Genomic DNA, 22,071 nt, shown 5'->3' on the forward strand with positions numbered 1-22,071 from the left:
AGTCCCCGAGGCTCAGTCCCCCAGAACGCGCCGCAGGTAGTCGTTGCCGAAGACCCGGTTCGGGTCCAGCCGGTCCCGGAGCGCGGTGAACTCCCCGAAGCGCGGGTAAACCCGGGCGAAGTACTCCGCGTCGCGCGTGTGCACCTTGCCCCAGTGCGGCCGTCCGCCGTACTCGGTGAAGATCCGCTCGGCGGCCGTGAAGTAGGCCTGGTACGGGGTGCCCTTGTACATGTGCACCGCGATGTACGCGCTCTCGCGGTCCGAGGCCGTCGACAGGGTGATGTCGTCCGCCGGAGCCGTCCGCACCTCCACCGGGAAGCTGATCCGCAGGCCGGAGCGGTCCACCATGGCCTTCAGCTCCCGCAGCGCCTCGACGACGCGCTCGCGCGGAAGGGCGTACTCCATCTCCACGAACCGCACCCGGCGCGGGCTGGTGAACACCTTGTACGGGATGTCCGTGTAGGTGCGCGCAGACAGGGCGCGGCTCGCGATCCGGGCGATGGAGGGGATGGCCGCCGGGACGGCGCGGCCGAAGGAGTTGACGGCCTGGAAGAGGCCGTTGGACAGCAGCTCGTCCTCGACCCAGGCGGAGACCGCTCCGGGCGGGGCGGCCGGGCCCTGGCTGCGGTTGTTGCGCTTGGTGTTGCAGTTGCCGGTGTGCGGGAACCAGTAGAACTCGAAGTGCTCGTTCTCCGCGTGGTGCTGGTCGAACTCGGCCGTCACCCGGTCGAAGGTCATCGGCTCCTCACGGGCGGTCAGGAAGAAGAGCGGTTCCACGGCGAAGGTGATCGCGGTGACGACGCCGAGGGCTCCTATGCCGAGGCGGGCCGCCGCGAAGACGTCCGGATTCTCCTTCTCGGAGCAGGTGAGCAGTGCCCCGTCCGCCGTGACCAGTTCCAGCCCGCGGATCTGGGCGGCGATGGAGGCCGAGTCGCGGCCGGTTCCGTGGGTTCCGGTGCTGGTGGCGCCCGAGACCGTCTGCTCCATGATGTCGCCCATGTTGGTGAGCGACAGGCCCTCCTCGGCGAGGGCCAGGTTGAGGTCCTTGAGGACCGTGCCCGCCGCCACGGTGACGGTCCCGGCGTTCCGGTCGATCACCTGGATCCCGGCCAGCGCCTGCGGGCGGACCAGTACGCCGTCGGTCGCGGCGGCCGCGGTGAAGGAGTGGCCGGTGCCGACCGCCTTCACCTTCAGCCCGTCCGTGGCGGCCCGGCGGACCGCCTCCCGGAGCTCCCCGACCGATGCCGGGGTGACCACGCGCGCGGGCGTCGCGCTGACGTTGCCCGCCCAGTTATGCCACGCGGCGGTCCGTGTCCCGCTGCTGCCTGTTGTCCCCGTCGTCGCCATCGTTGGAAGGCTCCTCCCCTTGCGCCGGCCTCGTCAGCCGGCGGTAACCCGCGAACGCAACCGCCGCCGCGGCGGCCCCCGCCGAGATGGAGACGACGTACCCGGTCTTCGCGCCGGCGGCGTCGATGACCCAGCCGGCCACGGAGGACCCGAGCGCGACCCCGACCGCGAGCCCGGTGCCCGTCCAGGTCATCCCCTCGGTCAGCTTCGCGCGTGGTACGTGCGCCTCGATCAGGGCCATCGTGGTGATCATCGTGGGAGCGATGGCGAGGCCCGAAACGAAGAGCGCCACGGCCAGAAACGGAAGGTTCCCGGCCAGTAGGAGGGGGATCATACTCACGGCCATCGCACAGATGCCCAGCACCCACCTGCGTTCGGCCTTGCCCTTGAGGTGCAGCAGGCCGAAGACGATGCCGGCGAGGCAGGAACCGACCGCCCAGACGGCGAGGATGAAGCTGGCCCACGCCTTGTGCCCCTGCTCCTCGGCGAAGGCCAGCGTGACCACGTCGATGGAGCCGAAGATGGCCCCGGTGGCCACGAAGGTGGCCACCAGCACCTGGAGTCCGGGGGAGCGCAGCGCCGAGGCCCGGTCGGCGTCCTCGCCGCGCGGGTGCGGGGCCGGCTCGGTGGCGCGCTGCGCGGTCAGCCACCACACGCCCACCAGCAGGCAGACCGCGGCGACCAGCGGGCCCGCCTCGGGGAACCAGGTGGTGGAGAGTCCGATGGCCAGGATCGGCCCGAAGATGAAGCAGACCTCGTCCAGGACGGACTCCAGGGAGTACGCCGTGTGCAGTTCGCGCGGCGAGTCCCGGTAGATGGCCGTCCACCGGGCCCGGATCATCGCGCCCACGCTGGGTACGCAGCCCGCGAGCGCGGCGAAGACGAACAGCGTCCAGTCGGGCGCGTGGTTGGCCGCGCACAGCAGCAGCCCGGAGACGGCGAGGACCGCGAGCAGGCTCGCCGGGCGCAGGACGCGGCGCTGGCCGTACTGGTCGACCAGGCGCGAGACCTGCGGGCCCATCGCGGCGGCGGAGAGCGCGAGGGTGGCGGTGAGGGCGCCGGCCAGCGAGTACCGGCCGGTGAGCTCGGAGATCATCGTCAGGATGCCGATGCCGACCATGGAGAGCGGCAGCCGGCCTATGAGGCCGGCCGCGCTGAAGCCCCGGCTCCCGGGGGCGGCGAAGATCGCGCGGTAGGGACTGGGCAAGGTGCCCTCCGTAAGGGACGTCATTGGCCCATACAGGTTACGGCCGCACCCAAGCCGCCCGCGCGGGGAGGAACCGGACAGCGGCCGGAGGGGCCCGTACCTCGGGCCGAGCGGTCCGTACCCCGGGCCGAGCGGTCCCGGACGCCGGGCCTGTTTTCCGCGCGGCGGCGGCGGGTGGCAGGATTCGAAGCATGTCTGACCAGCTCCGCGCCTGCGCCCCCGGCTCGGCCGAAGGCCCCGCCGCCCCCTACGACGCCCTCCTGCTGCTGTCCTTCGGCGGCCCCGAGGGGCCCGACGACGTCGTGCCGTTCCTGGAGAACGTCACGCGCGGGCGCGGCATCCCGCGCGAGCGGCTCAAGGAGGTCGGGCAGCACTACTTCGGCTTCGGCGGCGTCAGCCCGATCAACGGCCAGAACCGCGAGCTGCTGGACGCCCTGCGCAAGGACTTCGCCGGGCACGGGCTGGACCTGCCGGTCTACTGGGGCAACCGCAACTGGGCCCCGTACCTGAACGACGTGATGCGCGAGATGGCCGCCGACGGGCGCCGCCGCATCGCCGTGCTCGCGACCAGCGCCTACGCCTCGTACTCGGGCTGCCGGCAGTACCGCGAGAACCTCGCGGACGCGCTCGCGCTGCTGGTCGAGGAGGGCGTGGCCGAGGCCGACCTGCCGAAGGTCGACAAGCTGCGGCACTACTTCAACCACCCCGGCTTCGTGCAGCCCATGATCGACGGGGTGCTCGCCTCCCTGGCCTCGCTGCCCGAGGAGGTCCGCTCCGGCGCGCACCTGGCCTTCACCACGCACTCCATCCCGAACGCGGCCGCGGACACCTCCGGCCCGGTCGAGGACCACACCGCGAACGGCGAGGGCGGGGCCTACGTCAAGCAGCACCTGGACGTCGCGAAGCTGATCGCCGACGCGGTCCGCGCCGAGACCGGCACCGAGCTGCCCTGGGAGCTCGTCTACCAGTCGCGCAGCGGCGCCCCGCACGTCCCGTGGCTGGAGCCGGACATCTGCGACCACCTGGAGGCCCTGCACACGGCGGGCGCCCCGGCGGTGGTCATGGTGCCGATCGGCTTCGTCTCGGACCACATGGAGGTGCTGTACGACCTCGACACGGAGGCGACGGCGAAGGCCGCCGAGCTGGGGCTGCCCGTCGCCCGCTCGGCCACGGTCGGCGCCGACCCCCGGTTCGCGGCGGCGGTACGGGACCTCGTGCTGGAGCGGGCCGCGGCGGAACGCGGGGAGGCCGTGGAGCGTTGCGCGCTCGGGCTGCTCGGAGCCGGCCACGACCTGTGCGCGGTGGGCTGCTGCCCGGCGCGCGGACCCCGGCCGGCGGCCGCGGGCGTGGACAGCCCCTACGCGTAGCAGGCCGGTGAGCGCAGTGAAGTCCGTACGAGTCGAGGAACGGGAGCCGGGCGTGATCTCCGAAGACGTGATCTCCGAAGAACTGAAGACCGAACTGCTGGACGTGGCCCTGGAGGCGGCCGGCCGGGCGGGCGCGCTGCTGAGGGACGGGCGGCCCGCCGATCTGGCGGTCGCCTCGACCAAGACGAGCCCGATCGACGTGGTGACCGAGATGGACATCGCGGCCGAGAAGCTGATCACCGGCATCCTCGGGGAGCGGCGGCCCGAGGACGGGCTGCTGGGCGAGGAGGGCTCCGAATCGGTGGGCACCAGCGGCGTGCGGTGGGTCATCGACCCGCTCGACGGCACGGTGAACTACCTCTACGGGCTGCCGACCTGGGGCGTGTCCATCGCGGCCGAGTACCGCGGCCGGACGGTGGCCGGGGTCGTGGCGGCGCCGATGCGCGGGGAGACGTACCACGCGGTGCTGGGCCGCGGGGCCTGGCTGGGCGGGGTCCGCCTCGCCTGCCGGCCGGCCGCCCCGCTGGACCAGGCGCTGATCGGCACCGGATTCGCGTACGTCCAGAGCCGCCGGGCGCACCAGGCCGACGTCGCGCAGCGGATCATCCCGCTGGTCCGGGACGTCCGGCGCGGCGGTTCGGCGGCGATCGACCTGTGCGACGTGGCCGCCGGACGGCTGGACGGGTACTGGGAGCGCGGGCTGAACCCCTGGGACCTGGCGGCGGGCGAGCTGATCGCGCGGGAGGCCGGCGCGGTCACGGGCGGCAGGCCCGGAGAGCCCGCCTCGGGCGAGCTCGCGCTGGCCGCGACCCCCGCGGTGTTCGCCTCGCTGCGGCCGCTGCTGGAGGAAGCCGGGGCCTGGCACGACTGAGCGGGCGCCGGCCCCCCGGGACGGGCTCCAGGGCACGTCACAGGCACGCAGCAGGGCACGTCACAGGGCACGTCACAGGGCATGAAGGAACCCCGGCGGCCGGGTGGCGGCCTCCGGGGTCCGGGGGGTGTGGGTACGGCGGCTGGAATCAGCAGGCGGAGACGGTGACCGGAACGCCGTGATCGGCGGCGATGCGCTGGAGGTCTTCCAGCTCCGCCTGTTCCACTTCCACGAGGAAGTCGTCGCCCGTCTCGCGAGCCTGCCTGAGGTCCGACTGTGTGCTCCTGATGCGCTGCAGGAGACCCGCGGTGAATGCGTCCATGATGGGTTCGCCCCCTCTTCGTGGGTCGGCGGCGGCACGTGGCAGTGCGCCGTCAGGGAGGTGTTCGGGGTGTGAAGTCGTCCTCCCCGCCGCCTTGGCCCCAGAAACCTCGTAAGGCGAGGGAATCCTCACTTCCGTCCCTGGAGTCACCTCCCGAGTCGCCCCCCGGCCACCGGCGAGCGGCGTCTTACAGCCGGTTTACCGGCGAAAGGGGCAGGATGGAGGCCACATGACACCCCTGCCCTGACGGGCTCTGAGGAAGGAAACGACGTGCGCGTACTCGTCGTCGAGGACGAGCAGCTGCTCGCCGATGCGGTGGCCACCGGACTGCGCCGGGAGGCCATGGCCGTGGACGTCGTGTACGACGGCGCCGCGGCCCTGGAGCGCGTCGGAGTGAACGACTACGACGTGGTCGTGCTCGACCGGGATCTCCCGCTCGTGCACGGCGACGACGTGTGCCGGAAGATCGTGGAGCTCGGCATGCCCACCCGCGTGCTCATGCTGACGGCCTCCGGCGACGTGAGCGACCGGGTCGAGGGCCTGGAGATCGGGGCGGACGACTACCTGCCCAAGCCCTTCGCGTTCACCGAGCTCACCGCCCGGGTACGGGCCCTCGGCCGCCGGACCACGGTCGCGCTGCCCCCCGTGCTGGAGCGCGCCGGCATCAAGCTCGACCCGAACCGGCGCGAGGTGTTCCGCGAGGGCAAGGAGGTGCAGCTGGCGCCGAAGGAGTTCGCGGTGCTGGAGGTCCTCATGCGCAGCGAGGGCACGGTCGTGTCCGCCGAGCAGCTCCTGGAGAAGGCGTGGGACGAGAACACGGATCCCTTCACCAACGTGGTGCGCGTGACGGTGATGACGCTGCGCCGAAAGCTGGGGGAGCCGCCGGTCATCGTGACCGTCCCCGGTTCCGGCTACCGGATCTGACGCGGGTGGCCGCGACCCCGGCGCCACCGGCGGCGCCACCGAAACCGACCTGGGACCCCGGCCAGCCCGAGGGTCCCTTCCCTTGGCTGCGGCCGACCATCCGGATACGTCTCACGCTGCTGTACGGCGGGATGTTCCTGATCGCCGGCATCCTGCTGCTGTCGATCATCTACCTGCTGTCGGCGCAGGCGCTGCGGCAGGGCAACGCGCTGCCGTTCACGATCGTGGGCGGCGGCCCGATCCAGGTCACGAGCAGTTGTCCCGGCGTGAGCGGTACGGGCCAGATGCCCGACCAGTTCAACGCCGCGATCAACACGTGCATCCTCGAACAGCGCCGGCACGCGCTGGACGATCTGCTCAGCCGCTCGCTGATGGCGCTGATGGGCCTGAGCATCATCGCCTTCGCCTTCGGCTACGCGATGGCCGGCCGGGTGCTCTCGCCGCTCGGCAAGATCACCCGGACCGCCCGCCGGGTCGTCGGCTCCGACCTGACCCGGCGGATCGAGCTCGACGGCCCGGACGACGAGCTCAAGGAGCTCGCCGACACCTTCGACGAGATGCTCGACCGGCTGGAGCGGGCCTTCACGGCCCAGCAGCGGTTCGTGGCCAACGCCTCGCACGAGCTGCGGACCCCGCTGGCCATCAACCGGACGCTGCTGGAGGTGCACCTCTCCGATCCCGGGGCTCCAGTGGAGCTCCAGCAGCTCGGCAAGACCCTGCTCGCCACCAACGAACGCAGCGAGCAGCTGGTCGAGGGCCTGCTGCTGCTGGCCCGCAGCGACAACCAGATCATCGAGCGCAAGCCCGTGGACCTGGCGGAGGTGGCCTCGCGCGCCCTCGACCAGGCGCGCGGGGAGGCGCAGGCCAAGGGCGTGGAGATCCGCGGGGAGCGCGCGCTGGCCGTCGTCCAGGGCAACGGTGTGCTGCTGGAGCGGATCGCGCTCAACCTGGTGCAGAACGCCGTTCGCTACAACGTGCCCGAGGGCGGCTGGGTGGAGGTCACCACCGAGGCCGTGCACGGGCAGGCTGTCCTGCTGGTATCGAACACGGGTCCCGTGGTTCCCGCGTACGAGGTGGACAACCTCTTCGAGCCCTTCAGACGGCTGCGTACGGAGCGCACGGGCAGCGACAAGGGTGTCGGGCTCGGCCTCTCCATCGCGCGCTCCGTGGCGCGCGCACACGGCGGGAGGATCCAGGCGGTCCCGCGCGAGGGCGGTGGCCTCGTGATGCGTGTCACTCTGCCCTTGTGAGCGCGACCACCCCGTGTTCGCTGTTGGCTGAATGCTTGGGTCATGAAGGCAGTGACTTCTGTGCGATCGATCACAGTGTCGAGTGTCCGGTCATATGCGTTCAGTGACCTTGGCGGGGCCGGAAAGCCCGGGAAGTCCGGGTTTCCGGCCCCCCTAGCGGCGGGAAATACATGGGGTGGCGTTTGTGCAAGACGGCCCCCGGACCGTGTACGGTCCCGGTCGTCATCCCAGCCAATCGCTCTTCCGAATGTGCGGCTGGGTGTCGATTGAGTAACAGACCTTGATGTGAGGCAAAATCTCCGCCTCAGGTCGGGCACAAGTCCGGCCTCTCGCGCGTTACGTGCGCTGAGACACCCGCTAAATCCCAGAGGGGGAGAGCGAACTATGGCAACGGACTACGACACCCCGCGCAAGACCGACGACGACGTAGACAACGACAGCATCGAAGAGCTGAAGGCTCGTCGCAACGAGAAGTCGTCCTCGAACGTCGACCTGGACGAAATCGACAACGCGGAGGGCCTCGACCTGCCCGGCGCAGACCTCTCCAACGAGGAACTGGCCGTACGGGTCCTGCCGAAGCAGGCCGACGAGTTCACCTGCACGAGCTGCTTCCTGGTGCACCACCGCAGCCAGCTGGCACGCGAGAAGAACGGTCAGCCGATCTGCCGCGAATGCGACTGAGAGGCGTCGGCCGTGACTGGCTCGACACCCTTTCGGAAGCGGCGCTTCCGAAAAGCTGGTGATCCGGCGGAGACGCGCGAGGGAACCGAGGGCCTGAGAACAGGCCCTGGAGCCCCCGGCGTACCCGCCGTGCTCCCCGACACCGCCGAGGCGGTGCCGTCGGCCTCCGAGGCCGGCGAGGGGCCCCGGAAGCACTCCGGGGTCCGTCGGCTGCAAGCCGTCAAGAACGGTGTGCGCAAGGGCGGCGAAAGTGCCAGGGCCGCCGCCCTCTACCTCACCGACCGAGTCATCGAGAACGCACCGCGCGTTCCGGTTCGGGACCTCGCGACCCTGCGCGCGCAGTTCCCGGGCCTCGGGCCCGATCAGCTGGCCGACAAGCTGATCTCGGGCGCCGCCAACGCCACTTCCACGGTCGGCGCCGGGATCGGCGCGGCCGCCATGCTGCCCGTGCCCCCCGCCATGCCGGCCGAGCTGGCCGCCGAGATCACCGCGGTCGCCGCGATCGAGCTGAAGCTCATCGCCGAACTCCACGAGGTCTACGGCCTGCGAGCGCCCGGCGGCCTCAAGGAGCGCAGCGTCGCCTACCTCACGTCGTGGACGGAGGAGCGCGGGGTCGACCTGACCAAGCCGACCACGCTGAACGCGGCCCTCGGCGGCCAGATGAAGCGCGAACTGCGCCAGCAGATCATGAAGCGGATGTTCCGCAACCTGCCCAACCTGATGCCGTTCATGGTCGGCGCCGCGGTCGGAGCGGTCATGAACCGCCGCGACACCCGCAAACTCGCCGAGAAGGTACGTACGGACCTGCGGACCCGCGCCGTGCAGTGGAACGCGCTGCCGCAGCTCCCGCCCCTGGAGCGGCCCGCCGAGGCCCTTCCCGAGGGCGTCAGGGCCGCCGTCGAGGGCCGGATGTTCGACCCGCGGGCCATCGACCCCAGCACCGCCGATCCGAGCGCCGTCGACCCGCGGGCCGTCGACCCCGGGGACTGAGCCCGGGGACTGCCCCCAGGGACCGAGCCCGGCGCCGCCGAACCCCGGGTCCGAGCCCGGCCGGGGTCAGTCCCGGCCCTGCGCCGCGCGGATGGCCGCCACCAGGGCCCGCGGCTCGCGGGTGGAGACGTAGACGTACGGGGTCGGGTCGGCCGGGTCGGTCACCTCGACGCGCACCGCCGTCGGCACGTAGCTGCGCATCAGCATGAAGGCGCGGGTGTCGGCCTTGTACGTGCGCCAGGCGCGGGCCTCCTCCTCGTCCAGCACCTCCGGGTCGCCGAGCGCGGCCACCGGGATCCTGGCCTCCCCGGCGGCCAGCGCGCCGCCCACCACGCGCACCCGCTGGGAACCGTACGAACTCACCATCAGCCCCGTCAGCGCGGTGCCCCCGACCAGCCCGGCCAGCAGCGGCAGCGTGCCCAGCGGGAACAGCATCAGCGCGCAGGCCAGGCCGGCGAGGGCGACGACGGCCCACCAGGAACGGGGGGCTGTCAGGCGTTCGTCGTGGTGCGCGGGGGAGGGCTGCATGCGGCCAAGCCTGCCACGAGGCGACCGGCGGGTAGCCGCGCGGGTAAGGTCTGCGGCTGTGAGTGGACGAAACACAGCGTTGACGCCCCCCGCCGATGCCACGGCGCCGGTGCGGCACCCCGATGCCCCGGCCCCCGGCGAACTGCTCGGCGCGCACTACGAGCACTGTTTCGGCTGCGGCGGCGGCCAGCCGCACGGACTCCACCTGGAGGCCCGTGCGGGGGAGGGCGTGCGCGTCAGCGCCGAGTTCACCGTCAAGGCGGCCCACCAGGGTGCGCCCGGCCTCGCGCACGGAGGCGTCCTCGCCACCGCGCTCGACGAGACCCTGGGCTCCCTGAACTGGCTGCTGCGCGTCATCGCCGTCACCGGCCGGCTGGAGACGGACTTCGTCCGGCCCGTGCCCGTGGACACGGTGCTGTACCTGGAGGCCGAGGTCACCGCCGTCGCCGGCCGGAAGATCTACTCCAGCGCGGTCGGCCGAATAGGCGGACCGCAGGGGCCGGTCGCACTGCGCGCCGACGCCCTCTTCATCGAAGTGAAGGTCGACCACTTCATCGACAACGGACGGCCCGAGGAGATCCGGGCGGCGATGGCCGACCCGGACCAGGTCAGGCGCGCACGCGCCTTCGAGGTGAACCCCTGATGTCTGACAACAACACCGGCGTGGACGTGGCCATCCGGCGCGTCGACCCGGAGGTGCCGATTCCGGCCTACGGGCACCCCGGCGACGCCGGCTGCGATCTGGTCACCACCGTGGCCGCGGAGCTGGAGCCGGGGGAGCGGACGGTCCTGCCCACCGGGATCTCCATCGCGCTGCCCGAGGGGTACGCCGCCTTCGTGCACCCGCGCTCGGGCCTGGCCGCACGCTGCGGGCTCGCACTCGTGAATGCCCCCGGGACGGTGGATGCCGGGTACCGTGGGGAGATCAAGGTGATCGTGGTCAACCTCGACCCTCGCGAGAGCGTCAGGTTCGAGCGTTTCGACCGCATTGCCCAGCTGGTTGTCCAGCGAGTCGAGCAGGTGCGCTTCCGCGAGGTGGCGCAGCTTCCCGACTCGGCGCGGGCCGAGGGGGGTTTCGGCTCCACCGGTGGTCATGCGGCCGTGGCCGGATCCGGCGCTGGTCAGCAGGGTGGGAATGGCTACGCTTCGGTCGTATCCGACCGGGAAGGACAGTGACGTGTTCGGACGTCGCAAGAAGAACGACTCCGTCAAGGACGGCGGCGCGGCCGAGCAGGTCGTCGACGGCGTCGGTGCCGATGAGCAGGACGGCACGGAGAACGACGCGGTCCAGCCGCGCAGGGTGAACCTGCCGCCGGCCCCGCGTCCCGACGGCCCGTGGGACATCTCCGAGGTCCCCGGCAACCCCGAGGAAGGCCGGGTCGACCTCGGCGGCATCCTCGTACCGGGTGTCGAGGGCATGGAGCTGCGGGTCGAGGTCGCCGGGGACGCGATCGTCGCCGCGACCGTGGTGCTCGGCGACAGTGCCGTGCAGCTGCAGGCCTTCGCCGCGCCCCGCAAGGAAGGCATCTGGGGCGAGGTCCGTGAGGAGATCGCCGAGGGCATCACCAAGCAGGGCGGCATCATCGACGAGGTCGAGGGTCCGCTGGGCTGGGAGCTGCGCGCGCAGGTCCCCGTACCGCTCCCGGACGGGCAGACCGGCGCCCAGCTGGTCCGCTTCGTCGGGGTGGACGGCCCGCGCTGGTTCCTGCGCGGTGTCATCTCCGGCCAGGGCGCGGTGCGTCCGGAGTCGGCCGGGGTGCTGGAGCGGATCTTCCTGGACACCGTCGTGGTCCGCGGCGAGGGCCCGATGGCCCCGCGCGACCCGATCGTCCTGAAGCTGCCGAACGACGCGCAGATGGTGCCGGACGGCGTGCAGACCGACGACGCCGGTGACCAGGAGGGCTCCCGCTTCGGCGGTGGCATGGGCCAGCTGGAGCGCGGTCCGGAGATCACCGAGGTCCGCTGACCCCGGCTCGATCGATCGCGGCTGTGGGCCGCACCCCTCCGGGGGTGCGGCCCACAGCCGTGTCCGCGGCCGTACGGTCGTGCCCGTGCCCGTGCCCGTGGGTGTCGGTGTCGGTGTCGGGCGTCAGGGAACCGTCAGAGATCCGCCCGCGGCCGGTCATCGGCGCGTGAACGGGGTGGACGTCCCGGAGAATGGGCGCATGGGACGCGGCAAGCTCAGGATCTATCTCGGCTCGGCCCCCGGCGTGGGCAAGACGTACGCCATGCTCTCGGAGGGCCACCGCCGGATCGAGCGCGGCGCCGACTGCGTCGTGGGCTTCGTCGAGCACCACGGGCGGCCGCGCACCGAGGTCATGCTGCACGGTCTGGAGCAGGTGGAGCGCAAGGAGCTCGTGTACCGGGGCGCCGCCTTCACCGAGATGGACGTGGACTCCCTGCTCGCGCGCAAGCCCGCCATAGCCCTGGTGGACGAACTGGCGCACACCAACGTGCCGGGCTCGCGCAACGCCAAGCGCTGGCAGGACGTGGAGGAGCTGCTGCGGGCCGGGATCGACGTGATCTCCACCGTCAACATCCAGCACCTGGAGTCCCTGGGCGACGTGGTGGAGTCGATCACCGGCGTGCGGCAGCGGGAGACCGTCCCGGACGAGGTGGTGCGCCGCGCCGACCAGATCGAGCTGGTCGACATGTCCCCGCAGGCCCTGCGCCGCCGCATGGCGCACGGCAACATCTACAAGTCCGACAAGGTCGACGCGGCCCTGTCCAACTACTTCCGCCCCGGCAACCTGACCGCACTGCGCGAGCTCGCGCTGCTCTGGGTCGCCGACCGGGCCGACGAGTACCTCCAGCAGTACCGGGGCGAGCACAACATCCGCTCGACCTGGCAGGCGCGCGAGCGGATCGTCGTGGGCCTCACCGGGGGGCCCGAGGGGCGCACCCTCATCCGGCGCGCCTCCAGGGTGGCGGCCAAGGGGTCCGGCAGCGAGATCCTGGCCGTCTACATCGCCCGCAGCGACGGGCTGACCGCGGCCTCGCCCAAGGAGCTCGCGGTCCAGCGGACGCTGGTCGAGGACCTCGGCGGAACGTTTCACCACGTGATCGGCGACAACGTGCCCGAGGCGCTGCTCGAATTCGCCCGCGGGGTCAACGCCACCCAGATCGTGCTCGGCTCCAGCCGCCACCGCTCCTGGCGGTACGTCTTCGGCCCCGGAGTCGGGGCCACCGTCGCCCGCGACTCGGGGCCCGACCTCGACGTGCACATCGTCACCCACGAGGAGGTGGCCAAGGGCCGGGGCCTGCGGCCCGTGGCCCGCTCGGCGGCCCGGCTCGGCCGGACCCGGCTGGTGGCCGGCTGGGTGGCCGGGGTGATCCTGCCGCTGCTGCTCGCGGCGGTGCTGACGCACGTCGACAGCGACCCCGGCCTCGCCAACGAGATGCTGCTCTTCCTGGCCCTGACCGTGGCCGCGGCCCTGCTCGGCGGGCTCTGGCCGGCGCTGGCCTCCGCCGCCGTCGGCTCCCTGCTGCTGAACTACTACTTCGCCCCGCCCATCCACCGCTTCACCATCTCGGACCCCAAGAACATCGTCGCCATCGCGGTCTTCTTCGGCGTCGCGGGCTCCGTGGCCTCCGTCGTCGACGCCGCCGCCCGCCGCACCCACCAGGCCGCCCGGCTGCGCGCCGAGTCCGAGATCCTCTCCTTCCTCGCCGGCAGCGTGCTGCGCGGCGAGACCACCCTGGACGCGCTGCTGGAGCGGGTGCGCGAGACCTTCGCCATGGAGTCGGTGGCCCTGCTCGAGCGCGAGAGCGACGTCGAGCCCTGGCGGCCGGCCGGCAGCGTCGGCCCGAACCCGGTCACCCGCCCCGAGGACGCCGACGTGGACATGCCGATCGGCGACCACATGGCGCTGGCCCTGTCCGGGCGGGTGCTGCCCGCCGAGGACCGCCGCGTGCTCGGCGCCTTCGCCGCCCAGGCCGCCGTCGTGCTCGACCGGCAGCGGCTGGTCGGCGAGGCGGAGGAGGCCCGCCGGATGGCGGAGGGCAACCGGATCCGGACCGCGCTGCTGGCCGCCGTCAGCCATGACCTCCGTACGCCGCTGGCCTCCATCAAGGCCTCCGTGAGCTCCCTGCGCTCCGACGACGTGGAATGGTCCGAGGAGGACCGCGCCGAGCTGCTGGAGGGCATCGAGGACGGCGCCGACCGGCTCGACCACCTCGTGGGCAACCTGCTCGACATGTCGAGGCTCCAGACCGGCACCGTCACCCCGCTGATCCGCGAGATCGACCTCGACGAGGTGGTCCCGATGGCGCTGGGCGGCGTACCCGAGGACAGCGTGCTGCTGGACGTCCCCGAGACCCTGCCCATGGTGGCGGTGGATCCGGGGCTGCTGGAGCGGACCGTGGCCAACGTGGTGGAGAACGCGGTGAAGTACAGCCCGCCCGGGGAGCAGGTGCTGGTGGCGGCCAGCTTCCTCGGCGACCGGGTCGAGGTACGGGTCGTGGACCGCGGGCCGGGCGTGCCCGACGAGGCCAAGGGCCGGATCTTCGCCCCGTTCCAGCGGCACGGCGACGCGCCGCGCGGCGCCGGGGTCGGGCTCGGGCTGGCCGTCGCGCGCGGCTTCGCCGAGGCCATGGACGGCACCCTGGAGGCCGAGGACACCCCCGGGGGCGGGCTCACGATGGTGCTCACGCTGCGGGCGGTGACCGGCGGGCGGCAGCGGATCCACGTGAGCGTGGACGGCGAGGGGCACAGCGCGCCGGACGGGGCCGGGGGGCACCCGGCGGATTTTGATCTCGATTCGATACGACAGAAGGCAGGACCTCAATGACCCGGGTGCTCGTGGTGGACGACGAACCTCAGATCGTCCGAGCCCTCGTGATCAACTTGAAGGCGCGCAAGTACGAGGTCGACGCGGCGGCCGACGGGGCGAGCGCCCTGGAACTGGCGGCCGCCCGACACCCCGACGTGGTCGTGCTGGACCTTGGGCTGCCCGATATGGACGGGATCGAGGTGATCAAGGGGCTGCGCGGCTGGACACGGGTGCCCATCCTCGTCCTCTCCGCCCGCCACACCTCCGACGAGAAGGTCGAGGCGCTGGACGCGGGCGCCGACGATTACGTCACCAAGCCCTTCGGCATGGACGAGCTGCTCGCCAGGCTGCGCGCCGCCGTCCGGCGGGCGGAACCGGGCGCCGGGGCCGGCGAGGACGAGGTGATCGTCGAGACCGACACCTTCACGGTGGACCTCGCGGCGAAGAAGGCGGTGCGCGCGGGCCACGACGTACGCCTCACTCCCACCGAGTGGCACCTGCTGGAGGTGCTGGTGCGCAACGGCGGCAAACTGGTCAGCCAGAAGCAGCTCCTCCAGGAGGTCTGGGGACCCTCGTACGGGACCGAGACCAACTACCTGCGGGTCTACATGGCCCAGCTGCGGCGCAAACTGGAGGCCGACCCCTCGCACCCGCGGCACTTCATCACCGAACCGGGCATGGGATACCGCTTCGAGAGGTAGTGGGGGCGCCGGTACGCTTCCTGTATGAGTGCTGAACCGCGTCCCGAGAAGCCCGCGAAGCCGGCGAAGCCCGCCAGGCCTGCGGGCAGGTTCCGCCGGATGATAGAGCGGCTGTCCACCTCGCAGGAGGAGCTGCATTCGGCGGAGCTGCAGGAGGACGCAGAAGCCGCGGGGTGCACGCGGATCTGCGACTGCCACGACCGTCAGATAGTGAAGGTGACCGGGACCCTGCGGACCGTCACCCTGCGGCCGCGCGCCGGCGTCCCCGCCCTGGAGGCCGAGCTGTTCGACGGCTCGGCCGCGCTGGACGTCGTCTGGCTCGGACGTCGCTCGATCGTGGGAATCGAACCCGGCCGTCGCATGATCGCCTCCGGGCGGATCTCGATGAGCCACGGCCGTCGGGTGCTCTTCAACCCGAAGTACGAACTCCGACCGCTCGGACAGGAGCACTGACGGTGACGTCACTCGACAAACCGACCACGCCCGGTACGGATCCCGCCGCGGAACCGACGGCGGACCAGAAGGCCGTCACGCAGGCGGCCCTCTTCGACGCCTTCGGCGGCATCCGGGGCACCGTGGAGACGATGCTCCCCGGCCTGCTCTTCGTCATGATCTACACGATCAACAAGGACGTGAAGCTCTCCGCCATCGCGGCGGGCGCCGTCGCGGTCCTGCTGGTGATCGTGCGGCTGCTGCGCAAGGACACCGTCAAGCACGCCTTCAGCGGGGTCTTCGGCGTGGGCGTGGGCGTGGCCTTCGCCCTGTTCACGGGCAGCGCGAAGGGGTTCTACCTGCCCGGCATGATCTACGGCGCAGGCCTGGGCGTGGCCTTCACGCTCTCCGCGCTGGTGGGCTTCCCGCTGCTGGGCGTGATCCTGGGACCGGTCTTCAAGGAGAACCTGTCCTGGCGCACGCGCAACCCCGGGCGCAAGAAGGCGTACGTCAAGGCCAGCCTGGCCTGGGGCCTGATCTTCCTCGCCAAGTACGCGATCCTCTTCCCGCTGTACTGGTGGGGCGACGCGACGCAGCTCGGCTGGGTGCTGATCGCCCTGAAGCTGCCGCCGATGGTGCTCGCCGTGTACTTCACCTGGCTCTTCCTGGCGCAGGCGCCGCCGCCGATCAACGTGATCGCGGAGTGGGAGGCCGAGGAGGCCGCGGAGAAGGCGGCGAAGGCCGCCGCGAAGGCCGCGGAGGGCCGGGGGGTCTGAGCGGTACGCCGCCGCGTGCGCGGGCGGGCCGTTCCAGCCCCGCCGGCGTTTGAGGCGCGGGGTCTGGGGCGGGGCCCCAGGAGCCCGGGCGCAGCCGGGCCGCACGGCCGCACCGCCGCGCAGCCTCGTAGCCGGGATGTACGAAGGGGGCGGCTGACCGTGGTGGTCAGCCGCCCCCTTCGGGCGTTCAGCGGGACCGCAGGTCAGTCCGCGGCCTGGAGGAGGTCCTCCAGCTGCTCCTCGCGGGCCTGGGCGGCCACGAAGAGGAGCTCGTCGCCCGGCTCCAGGGTCTCCTCGCCGTGCGGCGTGAGCACCCGGTTGCCCCGGATGATCGTGACCAGCGAAGTGTCCTCGGGCCAGGTGATCTCGCTGATCTGCTTGCCCGCGACCTGGGAGTCGGCGGGCAGGGTCAGCTCGACGAGGTTGGCGTCGCCGTGGCTGAAGCGCAGCAGCCGGACCAGGTCGCCGACGCTGACGGCTTCCTCGACCAGCGCCGACATCAGGCGCGGCGTGGAAACGGCCACGTCGACGCCCCAGGACTCGTTGAAGAGCCACTCGTTCTTCGGGTTGTTCACCCGCGCCACGACCCGGGGCACCCCGTACTCGGTCTTGGCGAGGAGGGAGACGACCAGGTTGACCTTGTCGTCACCGGTCGCGGCGATGACCACGTTGCAGCGCTGGAGCGCCGCCTCGTCGAGCGAGGTGATCTCGCAGGCGTCGGCCAGCAGCCACTCGGCCTGCGGCACCCGCTCCACCGAGATGGCGGTCGGGGCCTTGTCCACGAGGAGCACCTCGTGGCCGTTCTCCAGGAGCTCGCCCGCGATGGAACGGCCCACCGCACCTGCTCCGGCGATCGCGACCCTCATGCGTGTGCCTCCTCAGGACCCTCGGCGAAGGCTGCCTCCACCTTGTCGATCTCGTCCGTGCGCATCATCACGTGGACGAGGTCGCCCTCCTGGAGGACGGTCGCCGATGTCGGCAGCATGGCCTCGCCCAGCCGGGTGAGGAAGGCGACGCGGACGCCGGTCTCCTCCTGCAGCCGGCTGACCTTCTGGCCGATCCAGGCGGTCGAGGTGTGCACCTCCGCGAGCTGGACACCGCCGCTCGGGTCCCGCCACAGCGGCTCGGCGCCCGAAGGCAGCAGCCGGCGGAGCATCTGGTCGGCCGTCCAGCGCACGGTGGCGACGGTGGGGATGCCCAGGCGCTGGTAGACCTCGGCGCGCTTGGGGTCGTAGATGCGGGCGGCGACGTTCTCGACGCCGAACATCTCACGGGCCACCCGGGCGGCGATGATGTTGGAATTGTCACCACTGCTCACCGCGGCGAAGGCGCCCGCCTCCTCGATGCCGGCCTCGCGCAGCGTGTCCTGGTCGAAGCCGACCCCGGTGACGCGACGGCCGCCGAATCCGGCTCCCAGCCGGCGGAATGCGGTGGGGTCCTGGTCGATGACCGCGACCGTATGCCCCTGCTGTTCCAGGGTCTGCGCGAGGGCGGAGCCCACTCTTCCGCAGCCCATAATGACGATGTGCACGGCCGTCCTTCCGGCTGTCAGCGGCTCGCTGGATTCCAGCCTCATTGCTGCTCTGGCTTAACAGGGTCTCAGACCATGGCCCAAGCTACACACGGGCGGTCACCAGTGTGACCATTTGCGCGGGAGGCGGGGCTCCTTTGCCCTGGATGCGCTGGGACTTCCCGCCGTATAGGGGTGGGGGGTTCGTCAGGCTGATTTCGAACGCTTACGATCCTCTGCGTGTCCAAACTGACCGACGTGCCCAAACGGATCCTGATCGGCCGGGCGCTACGCAGCGACCGCCTCGGGGAAACCCTCCTTCCCAAGCGGATCGCCCTCCCCGTGTTCGCGTCCGACCCGCTCTCCTCGGTGGCATATGCCCCCGGCGAGGTCCTGCTGGTCCTGTCGATCGCAGGCGTGTCGGCGTACCAATTCAGCCCCTGGATCGCCGTCGCGGTGGTCGTGCTGATGTTCACGGTGGTCGCCTCCTACCGGCAGAACGTCCACGCCTACCCCAGCGGCGGCGGCGACTACGAGGTCGCCAACACCAACCTCGGGCCCAGGGCCGGCCTCACGGTCGCGAGCGCCCTGCTCGTCGACTACGTCCTCACGGTCGCCGTGTCGGTCTCCTCGGGCGTCGAGAACCTCGGCTCCGCGGTCGATTTCGTCATCGAGCACAAAGTGCTCTCGGCGATCATCGTGATCCTGCTGCTCACGCTGATGAACCTGCGCGGCGTGAAGGAATCCGGGAACCTCTTCGCCATCCCGACCTACGTGTTCGTCGGCGCCGTCTTCGTGATGATCGCGTGGGGTGCCTGGCGCGGCCTGGTCACGGGCGACACCATGGAGGCTCCGACGGCCGGCCTGGAGATCAAACCCGAACACGAGGGGCTCGCCGGATTCGCGCTGGTCTTCCTGCTGCTGCGCGCCTTCTCCTCCGGCTGCGCCGCGCTGACGGGCGTCGAGGCCATCAGCAACGGCGTACCCGCCTTCCGCAAGCCCAAGAGCAAGAACGCGGCCACCACCCTCGCCCTCATGGGAGGCCTGGCCGTCACGATGTTCTGCGGGATCATCGGCCTGGCCATGGCCACCGACGTCAAGATGGCGGAGAAGCCCGCCACGGACCTGCTGGAGAACGGCGTCCCGGTCGGTACCGGCTACGTCCAGCACCCGGTCATCTCCCAGGTCGCCGAGGCCGTCTTCGGCAACGGCAGCTTCCTCTTCATCGTGCTCGCCGCGGCCACCGCGCTGGTCCTCTTCCTCGCCGCGAACACCGCGTACAACGGCTTCCCGCTGCTCGGCTCGATCCTCGCCCAGGACCGCTACCTGCCGCGCCAGCTGCACACCCGCGGCGACCGCCTCGCCTTCTCCAACGGCATCGTGCTGCTCGCGGGCGCCGCGATGCTGCTCGTGTGGATCTACGACGCCGACTCGACGAAGCTGATCCAGCTCTACATCGTCGGCGTCTTCGTCTCCTTCACGCTGAGCCAGATCGGCATGGTCCGGCACTGGAACCGCCACCTGCGCGCGGAGCGCGACCAGGCCGCCCGCCGCCGGATGCACCGGTCCCGGGCGATCAACACCTTCGGCGCCTTCTTCACCGGCATGGTGCTGGTGGTCGTCCTGGCCACCAAGTTCACCCACGGCGCCTGGGTCGCCCTGCTCGGAATGGTCATCTTCTACGGAACGATGTCCGCGATCCGCAAGCACTACGACCGGGTCTCCGAGGAGATCGCCGCCGCCGAGGGCCCGAGCGACGACAGCGTGCGCCCCTCGCGGGTCCACTCCATCGTCCTGGTCTCCAAGGTCCACAAGCCCACTCTGCGCGCCCTGGCCTTCGCCAAGCTGACCCGCTCGGACCGGCTGGAGGCGCTCAGCATCAGCGTCGACCCGGCCGAGACCAAGGCCCTGCGCGAGGAGTGGGAGCGGCGCGGCATCAACGTCCCGCTCAAGATCCTGGACTCCCCGTACCGCGAGATCACCCGCCCGGTCGTCGAGTACGTGAAGGGCCTGCGCAGCGAGAACCCGCGCGACGCCGTCAGCGTGTACATCCCCGAGTACGTGGTCGGACGCTGGTACGAGCACCTGCTGCACAACCAGAGCGCGCTGCGCCTCAAGGGCCGGCTGCTCTTCACCCCCGGCGTGATGGTCACCTCGGTGCCCTACCAGCTGGAGTCCTCGGAGCTGGCGAAGAAGCGGGCGAAGAAGCGTGCGGAGTGGAACGCCCCGGGCGCGGTGCGCCGCGGGCCGGTCGACACCCCGCGTCCGCGTCCGAAGGACCCGGCGGGGAAGTAGGTCCGCAGCCCGCGCATCGGGTTGGCGAACGGCCGGACGAGATCCACGTAAACTGGTGGGTCGGTCGTCCGGCCGTTCCTTTTCGATTCTGATCTTCTGATCCACATCTCCTTGGAGTCTCCCCACCATGACGAGCGAGCAGAACGAGAAGCAGTCACTGGTCGGGGAGGAGTACGAGGTCGAGGTCGGCCCCGTCGCGCACGGCGGGCACTGCATCGCCCGGACCGCCGAGGGCCGTGTCCTGTTCGTCCGGCACACGCTGCCCGGCGAGAAGATCGTCGCGCGCGTGACCGAGGGCGACGCCGACTCCCGCTTCCTGCGCGCCGACGCCATCACCGTCCTCGACCCCTCCAAGGACCGCGTCGAGGCCCCCTGCCCCTACGCCGGCCCCGGCGCGTGCGGTGGCTGCGACTGGCAGCACGCCAAGCCGGGCGCCCAGCGCCGGCTCAAGGGCGAGGTCATCGCCGAGCAGCTGCTGCGACTCGCCGGGCTCACCCCGGAGCAGGCCGGCTGGGACGGTACGGTCATGCCGGCCGAGGGCGACAAGGTGCCCGCCGGGCAGGTCCCGCAGTGGCGCACCCGCGTGCAGTACGCGATCGACGAGGACGGCGTCGTGGGCCTGCGCAAGCACCGCTCGCACGACATCCAGCCGGTCGACCACTGCATGATCGCGGCTCCGGGCGTCACCGAGCTCGGCATCGAGCAGCAGGACTGGCCCCAGATGGCCACCGTCGAGGCCATCGCCGCCACGGGCTCCGGTGACCGCCAGGTCGTCCTGACCCCGCGCCCGGGCGGCCGCCTCCCCCTCGTCGAACTCGACAAGCCGGTCTCGGTCCTGCGCGTCGAGGAGAAGGACGGCGGGGTCCACCGCGTCCACGGCCGCCCCTTCGTGCGCGAGCGCGCGGACGGCCGTACGTACCGCGTGGGCATGGGCGGCTTCTGGCAGGTCCACCCGCAGGCCGCGGACACCCTGATCAAGGCCGTCATGCAGGGCCTGATGCCGCGCAAGGGCGAGATGGCCCTCGACCTCTACTGCGGCGTCGGCATCTTCGCGGGCGCCCTCGCGGAACGCCTCGGCGAGACGGGCGCCGTCCTCGGCATCGAGTCGACGAAGCGCGCGGTGGAGGACGCCCGGCACAACCTCACGGACTTCCCCCGCGTCCGCATCGAGCAGGGCAAGGTCGAGCAGATCCTCCCGAAGACCGGCATCACCGAGTGCGACCTGGTCGTCCTGGACCCGCCCCGCGCGGGCGCGGGCAAGCAGACGGTCCGCCAGGTCGCCGGCCTCACCCCGCGCCGCATCGCCTACGTGGCCTGCGACCCGGCAGCCCTCGCCCGCGACCTGGCCTACTTCCAGGAGGCGGGCTACAAGGTCCGCACCCTGCGCGCCTTCGACCTCTTCCCGATGACGCACCACGTGGAGTGCGTGGCGATCCTGGAGCGGGTGGCGAAGGACGCCTGACCTGCGGGTTTGCCGGTGTGCGTTATGTGCACTGTGGGCGTTACGGGCGATATCTTGACGCTGATCTGACGCTCGTGACGCTCATTTGACGCTCGGCAGGCGCATTTCCTGAAGGGGTGTCAGCATTAGCTGACACTTCATCAGTCGTGAGGAGTTGTCTTGGACCGGGCCTGCGCCCGGTCGGGGAGGCGGCTTCTGCGAGCGCCGATCGAGCCCGGTGTCGGGCCCTTCGGCGCGTCGGGCGAATTTCACCGCGAACACTCTCTGTAGCGGAGAATGAAAATGTTCAGCATCACCACCCTGCTGATGACCCGCGTTTCTGGCCGGGGTGAGGCCGAAGGCCGCCACGGGTGGCTGCTGGCTGCTACCCCTCGGCCGTGCCGCACAGCCGTCGGTGGCAGAGCCCCTCAGTAGTGCCCGTGTTCTTGTGGGCCTGCCGAATACCTGGATGTGCGAGCCGACGATGCAGAAGATCGCCAGGGCGCGGAGTGCGACGCTCGTCTCCCGGGTCCGCCTGCCCAGCGGGTTCGCCGGGCGGAAGAGCACATAGGCACGGGCGGCGGGACGGTATGTCCCGTCGGCCCGGCCCGGCCCGGGGTGGGTGGCGGGTTCTGCCAGTCGGATGCTCGATGATCG

The 22,071-nt window shown here is 71.4% G+C and carries 21 protein-coding genes; 15 read left to right on the forward strand and 6 right to left on the reverse strand.

Translation table 11 applies throughout. The annotated features are described in order from the left end of the window. Positions 1-12: 12 nt before the first annotated feature. Entirely contained in the window at positions 13-1,347 is a 1,335-nt protein-coding gene (locus OG247_RS31435; protein WP_327255339.1) for a D-arabinono-1,4-lactone oxidase, read from the reverse strand. Next, a complete protein-coding gene (locus OG247_RS31440) occupies positions 1,292-2,554 on the reverse strand; it encodes an MFS transporter (protein WP_327255340.1) in 1,263 nt (420 codons plus the stop codon). The genes OG247_RS31435 and OG247_RS31440 overlap by 56 nt, the downstream gene beginning before the upstream one ends. 191 nt (positions 2,555-2,745) lie before the next feature. On the opposite strand from OG247_RS31440, the gene OG247_RS31445 reads away from it, so the two are divergent. After that, positions 2,746-3,921 carry a ferrochelatase gene (locus OG247_RS31445; protein ID WP_327255341.1) on the forward strand — a complete coding sequence of 392 codons (1,176 nt, stop codon included), beginning with the start codon at positions 2,746-2,748 and terminating at the stop codon, positions 3,919-3,921. 67 nt (positions 3,922-3,988) lie between these two features. Next, entirely contained in the window at positions 3,989-4,792 is an 804-nt protein-coding gene (locus tag OG247_RS31450) for an inositol monophosphatase family protein (protein ID WP_442813672.1), read from the forward strand. A gap of 148 nt (positions 4,793-4,940) precedes the next feature. Here OG247_RS31450 and OG247_RS31455 read toward each other — a convergent pair whose 3' ends face one another. Continuing rightward, positions 4,941-5,114: a hypothetical protein gene (locus OG247_RS31455; protein WP_204357838.1), complete on the reverse strand. Its 174-nt coding sequence runs from the start codon at positions 5,112-5,114 to the stop codon at positions 4,941-4,943. A 270-nt stretch (positions 5,115-5,384) separates the two neighbouring features. Here OG247_RS31455 and OG247_RS31460 point away from each other — a divergent pair, with 270 nt between their 5' ends. From OG247_RS31460 to OG247_RS31475, 4 genes are all read left to right on the forward strand, one after another. Next, the gene (locus tag OG247_RS31460) at positions 5,385-6,038 is read left to right on the forward strand and encodes a response regulator transcription factor (protein WP_112451148.1); all 654 of its coding nucleotides are present in this window, start codon (positions 5,385-5,387) and stop codon (positions 6,036-6,038) included. 5 nt (positions 6,039-6,043) lie between these two features. After that, positions 6,044-7,288, forward strand: a complete 1,245-nt coding sequence (locus tag OG247_RS31465; protein ID WP_267820394.1) for a sensor histidine kinase — start codon at positions 6,044-6,046, stop codon at positions 7,286-7,288. 384 nt (positions 7,289-7,672) lie between these two features. Further along, positions 7,673-7,969, forward strand: a complete 297-nt coding sequence (locus OG247_RS31470; protein WP_112451146.1) for a DUF4193 domain-containing protein — start codon at positions 7,673-7,675, stop codon at positions 7,967-7,969. A 12-nt stretch (positions 7,970-7,981) separates the two neighbouring features. Next, positions 7,982-8,959 (forward strand): hypothetical protein, encoded by a 978-nt coding sequence (locus OG247_RS31475; RefSeq protein ID WP_327255342.1) that lies wholly within the window; start codon positions 7,982-7,984, stop codon positions 8,957-8,959. Positions 8,960-9,025: 66 nt separating this feature from the next. Here OG247_RS31475 and OG247_RS31480 read toward each other — a convergent pair whose 3' ends face one another. Beyond that, a complete protein-coding gene (locus OG247_RS31480; protein ID WP_327255343.1) occupies positions 9,026-9,487 on the reverse strand; it encodes a DUF3093 domain-containing protein in 462 nt (153 codons plus the stop codon). A 58-nt stretch (positions 9,488-9,545) separates the two neighbouring features. Between OG247_RS31480 and OG247_RS31485 the strand changes: the two genes are divergently transcribed. The 7 genes from OG247_RS31485 to OG247_RS31515 all read left to right on the forward strand — a co-directional run bounded on the left by OG247_RS31485 (position 9,546) and on the right by OG247_RS31515 (position 16,168). Then, complete coding sequence (locus OG247_RS31485) at positions 9,546-10,130, forward strand: PaaI family thioesterase (protein WP_327255344.1); 585 nt, start codon at positions 9,546-9,548, stop codon at positions 10,128-10,130. Then, entirely contained in the window at positions 10,130-10,663 is a 534-nt protein-coding gene (gene dut / locus OG247_RS31490) for a dUTP diphosphatase (RefSeq protein ID WP_327255345.1), read from the forward strand. The genes OG247_RS31485 and dut overlap by 1 nt, the downstream gene beginning before the upstream one ends. 1 nt (position 10,664) lies before the next feature. After that, on the forward strand, positions 10,665-11,453 hold the full coding sequence (locus tag OG247_RS31495; protein WP_327255346.1) for a DUF3710 domain-containing protein: 789 nt from the start codon (positions 10,665-10,667) through the stop codon (positions 11,451-11,453). Between the two features lie 199 nt (positions 11,454-11,652). Continuing rightward, positions 11,653-14,277 (forward strand): sensor histidine kinase KdpD, encoded by a 2,625-nt coding sequence (locus OG247_RS31500; protein WP_327255347.1) that lies wholly within the window; start codon positions 11,653-11,655, stop codon positions 14,275-14,277. After that, positions 14,274-14,960, forward strand: coding sequence for a response regulator (locus OG247_RS31505; RefSeq protein ID WP_327255348.1), 687 nt, complete (start codon positions 14,274-14,276; stop codon positions 14,958-14,960). The genes OG247_RS31500 and OG247_RS31505 overlap by 4 nt, the downstream gene beginning before the upstream one ends. Positions 14,961-14,984: 24 nt before the next feature. After that, entirely contained in the window at positions 14,985-15,413 is a 429-nt protein-coding gene (locus tag OG247_RS31510; protein WP_112451269.1) for an OB-fold nucleic acid binding domain-containing protein, read from the forward strand. Positions 15,414-15,415: 2 nt separating this feature from the next. Beyond that, the gene (locus OG247_RS31515; RefSeq protein ID WP_327255349.1) at positions 15,416-16,168 is read left to right on the forward strand and encodes a DUF3159 domain-containing protein; all 753 of its coding nucleotides are present in this window, start codon (positions 15,416-15,418) and stop codon (positions 16,166-16,168) included. Between the two features lie 203 nt (positions 16,169-16,371). Here the strand turns inward: OG247_RS31515 and OG247_RS31520 are convergent, their stop codons facing one another. Continuing rightward, a complete protein-coding gene (locus OG247_RS31520; protein ID WP_214953432.1) occupies positions 16,372-17,034 on the reverse strand; it encodes a potassium channel family protein in 663 nt (220 codons plus the stop codon). Beyond that, positions 17,031-17,699 carry a potassium channel family protein gene (locus OG247_RS31525; RefSeq protein ID WP_327255350.1) on the reverse strand — a complete coding sequence of 223 codons (669 nt, stop codon included), beginning with the start codon at positions 17,697-17,699 and terminating at the stop codon, positions 17,031-17,033. The genes OG247_RS31520 and OG247_RS31525 overlap by 4 nt, the downstream gene beginning before the upstream one ends. Before the next feature lie 219 nt (positions 17,700-17,918). Here OG247_RS31525 and OG247_RS31530 point away from each other — a divergent pair, with 219 nt between their 5' ends. Beyond that, entirely contained in the window at positions 17,919-19,973 is a 2,055-nt protein-coding gene (locus OG247_RS31530) for an APC family permease (RefSeq protein WP_327255351.1), read from the forward strand. 127 nt (positions 19,974-20,100) lie between these two features. Then, entirely contained in the window at positions 20,101-21,435 is a 1,335-nt protein-coding gene (locus OG247_RS31535) for a class I SAM-dependent RNA methyltransferase (RefSeq protein WP_327255352.1), read from the forward strand. Positions 21,436-22,071 lie beyond the last annotated feature (636 nt).

The sequence above is a fragment of the Streptomyces sp. NBC_01244 genome (assembly GCF_035987325.1).
Lineage (GTDB): Bacteria > Actinomycetota > Actinomycetes > Streptomycetales > Streptomycetaceae > Streptomyces.